Origin of the sequence: Roseobacter sp. HKCCA2468 (assembly GCF_037805105.1) — a bacterium.
Lineage (GTDB): Bacteria > Pseudomonadota > Alphaproteobacteria > Rhodobacterales > Rhodobacteraceae > M30B80.
This window is the reverse complement of record NZ_JBBLYN010000003.1, coordinates 252572-259510: the sequence shown is the minus strand read 5'-3', so window position 1 is coordinate 259510 and position 6939 is coordinate 252572. Positions and strand designations below refer to the sequence as shown.

The following is a 6939-nucleotide window of genomic DNA, read 5'->3' as shown; positions in this document are numbered from 1 at the left end:
CCGCGAAGGCGGCCGCACAGTCGGCGCAGGCGTGGTCTCCAAAATCATCGCTTAAGATTTGAGATTGGCACGCGGGGGAAACCCCGTGTGCCAACTTCACCCGCTGGGTGCAATATCGCACCCAAATTGAAACCGGTTCGACGAGGGGATGTGGTGACACATTGCCCTCCTCTCAATCGTAAAGGATCAGAGTAATGGCCATTCAAAGCCAAAACATCCGTATCCGCCTCAAGGCGTTTGATTACCGCGTTCTGGATGCCAGCACGCAGGAAATCGTGAACACCGCCAAGCGGACGGGTGCACAGGTGCGCGGGCCTATCCCGCTGCCAAACAAGATCGAAAAATTCACTGTTCTGCGTGGGCCTCACATCGACAAGAAGAGCCGCGACCAGTGGGAAATTCGTACCCATAAGCGTCTGTTGGATATCGTTGATCCAACACCACAGACTGTGGATGCATTGATGAAGCTCGACCTCGCCGCTGGCGTGGATGTCGAGATCAAGGTCTAAGGGGGGCATCGGATATGTTGCGCTCTGGAGTGATCGCTAAAAAATTGGGTATGACCCGCCTGTTCATGGAAGATGGTCGTCAGATCCCTGTGACCGTTTTGCAATTGGATGGTCTTCAGGTTGTGGCACAGCGCACCACTGACAAAGATGGCTACACTGCCATCCAGCTCGGTGCAGGTTCCGCAAAAGCAAAGCGCGTTTCGGCGCCAATGCGCGGCCATTTCGCCGCTGCAAAGGTTGAGCCTAAGCGTAAGCTTGCGGAATTCCGTGTTGACCCTGAGAATTTGGTGGCCGTTGGTGAAGAAATCACCGCAGACCATTATTTCGAAGGCCAATTCGTTGACGTGTCTGGCACCTCGACCGGTAAAGGTTTCGCGGGTGCGATGAAGCGCCATAACTTCGGCGGTTTGCGTGCGTCTCACGGCGTTTCGATCAGCCACCGTTCGCATGGTTCGACAGGTCAGTGTCAAGATCCTGGTCGCGTGTTTAAGGGCAAGAAAATGGCAGGCCATTTGGGTTCGGTGCGCGTCACCACTCAAAACCTGCAGGTTGTTCGCACCGATGCAGATCGTGGCCTGATCATGGTCAAAGGCGCTGTTCCTGGCACCAAAGGTGGTTGGGTGACCATCAAAGACGCGGTGAAAAAGCCATTCCCTGAGAATGCTGTTTTGCCTGCTGCTTTGAAATCCGCCGCCGCCGCAGCTGCGCCTGCAACCGAGGCCCCCGCAGAGGACGCCCCCGCCGAGGGAGGTGAAGCATAATGAAACTTGACGTCATTAAATTGGACGGTGGCAAAGCGGGATCTGTTGATCTTGGCGATGACATTTTTGGTCTTGAGCCCCGTGCTGACATCCTGCACCGCGTTGTCCGTTGGCAGCGTAACAAGGCGCAGGCCGGCACGCACAAGGTTAAAACCCGTTCTGAAGTCAGCTATTCGACCAAGAAGATCTATCGCCAAAAGGGCACTGGTGGCGCGCGCCACGGGTCTCGTAAGGCGCCGATCTTCCGTAAGGGTGGCATTTACAAAGGCCCAACCCCACGCAGCCATGCGCACGAGCTTCCTAAGAAGTTCCGTAAGCTTGGTCTGAAGCACGCCTTGTCTGCCAAAGTGGCAGCAGGCGAGTTGGTGATCATCGAAGCAGCGGCCATGGCCGAAGCGAAAACCGCACAATTGGCCAAGCAGGTGAAGAACCTTGGTTGGAAGCGTGCCTTGATCATTGACGGTGCAACGGTTGATGCGAACTTCGCCCAAGCGGCGCGCAACATCGAGGGTCTCGATGTGCTGCCATCCATGGGCGCGAATGTCTATGACATCCTCAAGCGCGACACTCTGGTGTTGACGAAGGCGGGTGTCGAAGCACTGGAGGCTCGCCTAAAATGAGCACGAAGCCAGAACATTATGACGTGATCCGCCGCCCGATCATCACGGAAAAAGCCACTATGGCCTCCGAGAACAATGCGGTTGTGTTCGAAGTTGCGATTGATGCGAATAAACCCCAGATCAAGGAGGCCGTTGAAAGCCTGTTTGGTGTAAAGGTGAAAGCAGTCAATACAACTGTCACCAAAGGCAAGAACAAGCGTTTCCGTGGCATCGCGGGCACCCGTAAGGATGTCAAGAAGGCCTATGTAACGCTGGAAGAAGGCAACACAATCGACGTGGCCACAGGTCTTTGATCTGTCCCATGTTCGGGCGTTTTGCCTGATCTGACCTCAGCGAGGCCCCGACTGCGGATGCGGTTGGGGCCTTGTTCATCGCAAACGCGGCTGCACAGTCGGGAAGGGGCCTTGACCTTAGGGCGTCACTTTCCTACACAGCGCCATCGCAATAGCCCCAGATTCGTCTGGGGCTTTGCTGTTGTTCGCATGAACGACATTTCACTGGGACCTTCGGGGCCCTCATTTATCTGTCACCCAATTCGGGGGACTTACATCATAGGTGGGTTTTTAATGACCTGCCGTTAGCAAACGGAAGACAGAAAGCATGGCACTTAAGTCGTATAAGCCGACGACGCCGGGCCAGCGCGGGCTGGTGCTGATCGACCGTTCGGAGCTGTGGAAAGGACGTCCTGTCAAATCTCTGACTGAGGGTTTGACGAAAAAGGGCGGTCGGAACAATACCGGACGGATTACCGCACGCCGCCGCGGTGGTGGCGCGAAGCGTCTCTATCGTATCGTGGATTTCAAGCGTCGTAAATTTGACGTCACAGCCACGGTTGAACGGATCGAATACGATCCTAACCGCACCGCCTTCATCGCGTTGATCCGCTACAGCGATGGCGAGCAGGCCTATATCCTCGCGCCACAGCGTTTGGCTGTTGGGGATGCGGTTGTCGCCTCTGCAAAAGCAGATATTAAGCCCGGTAACGCAATGCCATTTTCGGGCATGCCCATCGGGACAATCGTTCACAATATCGAATTGAAGCCCGGTAAGGGTGGCCAAATCGCACGCGCGGCGGGCACGTATGCCCAGTTCGTTGGTCGTGACGGTGGCTATGCTCAGATCCGCCTCTCTTCAGGTGAATTGCGTCTGGTGCGTCAGGAATGCATGGCAACCATTGGTGCCGTGTCAAACCCTGACAACTCGAACCAAAACCTTGGTAAAGCGGGCCGCGTCCGCCACATGGGCAAGCGTCCAAGCGTCCGTGGTGTTGCGATGAACCCAATCGATCACCCACATGGTGGTGGTGAAGGCCGCACATCTGGTGGCCGTACGCCAGTTACCCCATGGGGTAAGGATACCAAGGGCACACGCACCCGCAACAAGAACAAGGCATCGCAGAAGCTGATTATCCGCTCGCGTCATGCCAAGAAGAAAGGGCGTTAATAGATGAGCCGTTCTGTATGGAAAGGCCCTTTTGTCGACGCATACGTCCTCAAGAAGGCAGAAAAAGCGCGGGAGTCTGGGCGCAACGAAGTGATTAAAATCTGGTCGCGCCGTTCAACCATCCTGCCGCAGTTCGTTGGCCTGACCTTTGGTGTCTATAACGGGCAAAAGCATATTCCCGTGAACGTCACTGAAGACATGATCGGTCAGAAATTTGGTGAATATTCTCCAACGCGCACCTATTACGGGCACGCTGCGGATAAGAAAGCGAAAAGGAAGTAAGCCATGGGCAAGGATAAGAATCCCCGCCGCGTGGCGGACAATGAAGCGATGGCAAAACTGCGCATGTTGCGCACAAGCCCGCAGAAATTGAACCTCGTCGCGCAAATGATCCGTGGGAAGAAAGTTGACAAGGCTTTGACCGCGTTGACCTTCTCCAACAAGCGCATCGCGATTGACGTGAAGAAATGCCTTCAGTCTGCCATTGCGAATGCTGAAAACAACCACAGCCTTGATGTGGATGAATTGGTCGTTGCCGAAGCATATGTCGGCAAGAACCTGATCATGAAGCGTGGTCGTCCACGTGCCCGTGGTCGGTTTGGCCGCATCCACAAGCCGTTCTCTGAACTAACCATCAAGGTTCGCCAGGTCGAGGAGCAAGCGTAATGGGTCATAAGGTAAATCCAATTGGCATGCGCCTGCAGGTCAACCGCACTTGGGACAGCCGCTGGTATGCGGACACCAAGGATTACGGCAACCTGTTGCTCGAAGATCTGCGTATGCGTGAATTCGTGGCGAAAGAGTGCAAGCAAGCTGGTGTCTCCAAAGTCATCATCGAGCGTCCGCACCGCAAGTGCCGCGTCACCATCCACACCGCTCGCCCTGGTGTTATCATCGGGAAAAAAGGTGCGGATATTGAAGGCCTGCGCAAAAAGCTGGCCGCAATGACCGACAGCGAATTGCACCTCAACATCGTTGAAGTGCGCAAGCCAGAAGTTGATGCGGCATTGGTAGCAGAGTCCATCGCGCAGCAGCTTGAGCGCCGCGTTTCGTTCCGCCGCGCAATGAAGCGCGCTGTGCAGAACGCGATGCGCATGGGTGCCTTGGGTATCCGTGTTAACGTGGCTGGTCGCTTGGGCGGCGCTGAAATCGCTCGTACCGAATGGTATCGTGAGGGCCGCGTGCCGCTTCACACATTGCGCGCAGACATTGACTACGCGCATGCAGAGGCGTCCACACCTTACGGGATCATTGGGATCAAGGTCTGGATCTTCAAGGGTGAAATCCTTGAGCATGATCCATCGGCGCGTGATCGTCGTTTGGCCGAAATGCAGGATAGCGGTGGGGCACCACGCCCGCGCCGTGATCGCTGAGGAGTTTGACAGATGCTGCAACCAAAGCGCACAAAATTCCGCAAGATGCACAAAGGCCGCATCAAGGGTGAAGCAAAAGGCGGGTCTGACCTGAACTTTGGCACCTTTGGCCTGAAAGCCCTTCAGCCTGAGCGCGTTACAGCGCGCCAGATCGAAGCTGCCCGCCGCGCCCTGACACGCCACATGAAGCGTCAAGGTCGTGTATGGATCCGCATCTTCCCTGATACCCCTGTAACTTCGAAACCAACCGAAGTGCGTATGGGTAAAGGTAAAGGTTCGGTCGATTACTGGGCATGCAAGGTCAAACCAGGCCGTGTTATGTTTGAGATTGACGGCGTAAACGAAGAAATCGCACGCGAGGCGCTGCGCCTTGCCGCGATGAAGCTGCCAATCAAAACACGCACAGTGGCACGCGAAGACTGGTAATTTCAGGTTCGTTTGTGAAAATCAAAAACCCCCGCAGAGCAATCTGCGGGGGTTTTTCTTTAGTCCCAACGATAATTAAAGCTGACGCTGATCCGCTCATCCTCGGCCATATTCATGGGCACCTCATGGCGCAACCAGCTTTCCCAGAGCAGCACATCACCGACATTTGGCTTTACATAGATAAAGGGCTGTAATTCTGCGCGTGCAGCCTTGGCCCGCGTTGGGGCCGCCATCATGCGCGACAGGCGCGGGTCTTCCAGTTTCAACGCCGATGCACCTTCGGGCATTGCAACATATGTTGTCCCCGAAATTACCGAATGCGGATGAATATGCGAGCTATGCGTGCCGCCTTCGGGCAGGATGTTGATCCATAAATCCTCAAGAACCAGAGCGCGGCCATCCAGATCGAATTCCAAATCCTTGACGAATTCCGCGACATGATGATCGAGAATTTTCACCAAATCCGCAAAGATCGGAAAGCGCCAAGGCAGATCGGTGAGCGAGGCATAGGACGTATATCCAGGATATCCGTTTTCCTCGCACCATGTTTGGCCCGCTTCGTCATCCTCTGCGATAACGAGGCAAGATTGCTCTAACTCGGCCAAATCAAGGTGAGGGGCTGCCTCGTGCAGATTGCCGTGATAGAGGCGTGTGACGAATAAGGATGATATCTGTGCCATAGGCCTTCCTTAGATCAAGATGCGCCAAGCCGCGCGGAACGGATGACGGAACCATAGCCTAGGTCTAGGTGCGGGGCGAGGGCAGACCACAACCGCCTATGAAAAACGCGGATAAATTGCCCCGTGGGGTTGCCATATGCCCAAGATGCGCGTATGTGCCGCCCCTATCCACCTACTCCAACGGAATCAGGGTGACGCTTTTTGCGGCCCTCCGTTGATTGTTGAAAAGGAAGACCAACGCGATGAACGCGCAAGACCTACGTGATAAAACGCCTGACCAGCTGCGTGATCAGCTTGTTCAGTTGAAGAAGGAAGCGTTTAACCTGCGCTTCCAACAGGCCACTGGCCAATTGGAAAACACCGCCCGTATGCGCCAAGTACGCCGTGACGTGGCCCGTGTGAACACGATTCTATCTCAGAAGGCAGCAGCAGCCGCAGGGGAGGCCAACTAATGCCCAAACGTATCCTGCAAGGTGTTGTCACCTCTGATCAGAATGAACAAACCGTCACCGTGTCTGTAGAGCGCCGCTTTACGCACCCCGTGATGAAGAAGACGGTTCGTAAGTCCAAGAAGTATCGGGCCCACGATCCGCAGAACCAATTCAAAGTTGGCGATATCGTCCGCATTCAGGAATGTGCGCCAATTTCGAAGTCGAAACGCTGGGAAGTCATCGCAAACTAAGCGCTGAATTTCAGTTTAACGAAACCCTGGGGGTAATGTCCGCATCGGCGCCCCCAAAGGTCGGGAGATACCACTATGATCCAGATGCAGACCAATCTGGATGTAGCTGACAACTCTGGCGCTCGCCGAGTTCAGTGCATCAAGGTTCTGGGTGGATCCAAGCGGAAATATGCCTCGGTGGGTGACATCATCGTGGTCTCCGTGAAGGAAGCCATCCCACGCGGTCGTGTAAAAAAGGGCGATGTCCGTAAGGCCGTTGTCGTGCGCACCGCAAAAGAAGTTCGCCGCGAAGATGGCACAGCCATCCGTTTCGACCGCAATGCGGCCGTGATCCTCAACAACAACAACGAGCCTGTTGGCACCCGTATCTTCGGGCCAGTTGTGCGTGAGTTGCGTGCGAAGAACTTCATGAAGATCATCTCGCTCGCTCCGGAGGTGCTGTAAT

Annotated in this window: 13 protein-coding genes; 12 read left to right on the top strand and 1 reads right to left on the bottom strand. The window is 55.2% G+C overall.

Annotated elements, in window-relative coordinates:
• The first annotated feature begins 200 nt into the window (after positions 1-200).
• The 9 genes from rpsJ (at position 201) to rplP (ending at position 5132) form a co-directional block, all read left to right on the top strand.
• Positions 201-509, top strand: coding sequence for a 30S ribosomal protein S10 (rpsJ, locus tag AAC620_RS09935; protein ID WP_010400227.1), 309 nt, complete (start codon positions 201-203; stop codon positions 507-509).
• Positions 510-523: 14 nt separating this feature from the next.
• On the top strand, positions 524-1270 hold the full coding sequence (rplC, locus tag AAC620_RS09930) for a 50S ribosomal protein L3 (protein WP_317657407.1): 747 nt from the start codon (positions 524-526) through the stop codon (positions 1268-1270).
• Positions 1270-1890, top strand: coding sequence for a 50S ribosomal protein L4 (gene rplD, locus AAC620_RS09925; protein WP_317657408.1), 621 nt, complete (start codon positions 1270-1272; stop codon positions 1888-1890). The genes rplC and rplD overlap by 1 nt, the downstream gene beginning before the upstream one ends.
• Positions 1887-2183 carry a 50S ribosomal protein L23 gene (locus tag AAC620_RS09920; protein WP_317657409.1) on the top strand — a complete coding sequence of 99 codons (297 nt, stop codon included), beginning with the start codon at positions 1887-1889 and terminating at the stop codon, positions 2181-2183. The genes rplD and AAC620_RS09920 overlap by 4 nt, the downstream gene beginning before the upstream one ends.
• Before the next feature lie 307 nt (positions 2184-2490).
• Entirely contained in the window at positions 2491-3333 is an 843-nt protein-coding gene (rplB, locus tag AAC620_RS09915) for a 50S ribosomal protein L2 (protein ID WP_317657410.1), read from the top strand.
• A 3-nt stretch (positions 3334-3336) separates the two neighbouring features.
• Positions 3337-3615 (top strand): 30S ribosomal protein S19, encoded by a 279-nt coding sequence (rpsS, locus tag AAC620_RS09910; protein WP_217777634.1) that lies wholly within the window; start codon positions 3337-3339, stop codon positions 3613-3615.
• Positions 3616-3618: 3 nt separating this feature from the next.
• Complete coding sequence (gene rplV, locus AAC620_RS09905) at positions 3619-3999, top strand: 50S ribosomal protein L22 (RefSeq protein WP_317657411.1); 381 nt, start codon at positions 3619-3621, stop codon at positions 3997-3999.
• Complete coding sequence (gene rpsC / locus AAC620_RS09900) at positions 3999-4706, top strand: 30S ribosomal protein S3 (RefSeq protein WP_317657412.1); 708 nt, start codon at positions 3999-4001, stop codon at positions 4704-4706. Before rplV ends, rpsC begins: the two co-directional genes overlap by 1 nt.
• 12 nt (positions 4707-4718) lie before the next feature.
• Positions 4719-5132: a 50S ribosomal protein L16 gene (rplP, locus tag AAC620_RS09895; protein ID WP_317657413.1), complete on the top strand. Its 414-nt coding sequence runs from the start codon at positions 4719-4721 to the stop codon at positions 5130-5132.
• Positions 5133-5191: 59 nt separating this feature from the next.
• On the opposite strand, the gene AAC620_RS09890 is transcribed toward rplP, so the two are convergent.
• Positions 5192-5812 (bottom strand): 2OG-Fe(II) oxygenase family protein, encoded by a 621-nt coding sequence (locus AAC620_RS09890; protein WP_340244640.1) that lies wholly within the window; start codon positions 5810-5812, stop codon positions 5192-5194.
• A gap of 242 nt (positions 5813-6054) precedes the next feature.
• On the opposite strand from AAC620_RS09890, the gene rpmC reads away from it, so the two are divergent.
• From rpmC to rplN, 3 genes are all read left to right on the top strand, one after another.
• A complete protein-coding gene (rpmC, locus tag AAC620_RS09885; protein WP_317657415.1) occupies positions 6055-6264 on the top strand; it encodes a 50S ribosomal protein L29 in 210 nt (69 codons plus the stop codon).
• Positions 6264-6494 (top strand): 30S ribosomal protein S17, encoded by a 231-nt coding sequence (gene rpsQ / locus AAC620_RS09880; RefSeq protein WP_317657416.1) that lies wholly within the window; start codon positions 6264-6266, stop codon positions 6492-6494. The genes rpmC and rpsQ overlap by 1 nt, the downstream gene beginning before the upstream one ends.
• Before the next feature lie 75 nt (positions 6495-6569).
• On the top strand, positions 6570-6938 hold the full coding sequence (rplN, locus tag AAC620_RS09875; protein ID WP_005621870.1) for a 50S ribosomal protein L14: 369 nt from the start codon (positions 6570-6572) through the stop codon (positions 6936-6938).
• Position 6939: the final 1 nt, after the last annotated feature.

What these genes read in the sequence shown, in the direction of transcription:
- rpmC (WP_317657415.1), top strand. Translation starts at nt 6,055, where the DNA reads ATGAACGCGCAAGACCTACGTGATAAAACGCCTGACCAGCTGCGTGAT.
- rpsS (WP_217777634.1), top strand. Translation starts at nt 3,337, where the DNA reads ATGAGCCGTTCTGTATGGAAAGGCCCTTTTGTCGACGCATACGTCCTC.
- rplV (WP_317657411.1), top strand. Translation starts at nt 3,619, where the DNA reads ATGGGCAAGGATAAGAATCCCCGCCGCGTGGCGGACAATGAAGCGATG.
- rplD (WP_317657408.1), top strand. Translation starts at nt 1,270, where the DNA reads ATGAAACTTGACGTCATTAAATTGGACGGTGGCAAAGCGGGATCTGTT.
- rpsC (WP_317657412.1), top strand. Translation starts at nt 3,999, where the DNA reads ATGGGTCATAAGGTAAATCCAATTGGCATGCGCCTGCAGGTCAACCGC.
- rplC (WP_317657407.1), top strand. Translation starts at nt 524, where the DNA reads ATGTTGCGCTCTGGAGTGATCGCTAAAAAATTGGGTATGACCCGCCTG.
- rplP (WP_317657413.1), top strand. Translation starts at nt 4,719, where the DNA reads ATGCTGCAACCAAAGCGCACAAAATTCCGCAAGATGCACAAAGGCCGC.
- rpsQ (WP_317657416.1), top strand. Translation starts at nt 6,264, where the DNA reads ATGCCCAAACGTATCCTGCAAGGTGTTGTCACCTCTGATCAGAATGAA.
- rplN (WP_005621870.1), top strand. Translation starts at nt 6,570, where the DNA reads ATGATCCAGATGCAGACCAATCTGGATGTAGCTGACAACTCTGGCGCT.
- AAC620_RS09890 (WP_340244640.1), bottom strand. Translation starts at nt 5,812, where the DNA reads ATGGCACAGATATCATCCTTATTCGTCACACGCCTCTATCACGGCAAT.
- rplB (WP_317657410.1), top strand. Translation starts at nt 2,491, where the DNA reads ATGGCACTTAAGTCGTATAAGCCGACGACGCCGGGCCAGCGCGGGCTG.
- AAC620_RS09920 (WP_317657409.1), top strand. Translation starts at nt 1,887, where the DNA reads ATGAGCACGAAGCCAGAACATTATGACGTGATCCGCCGCCCGATCATC.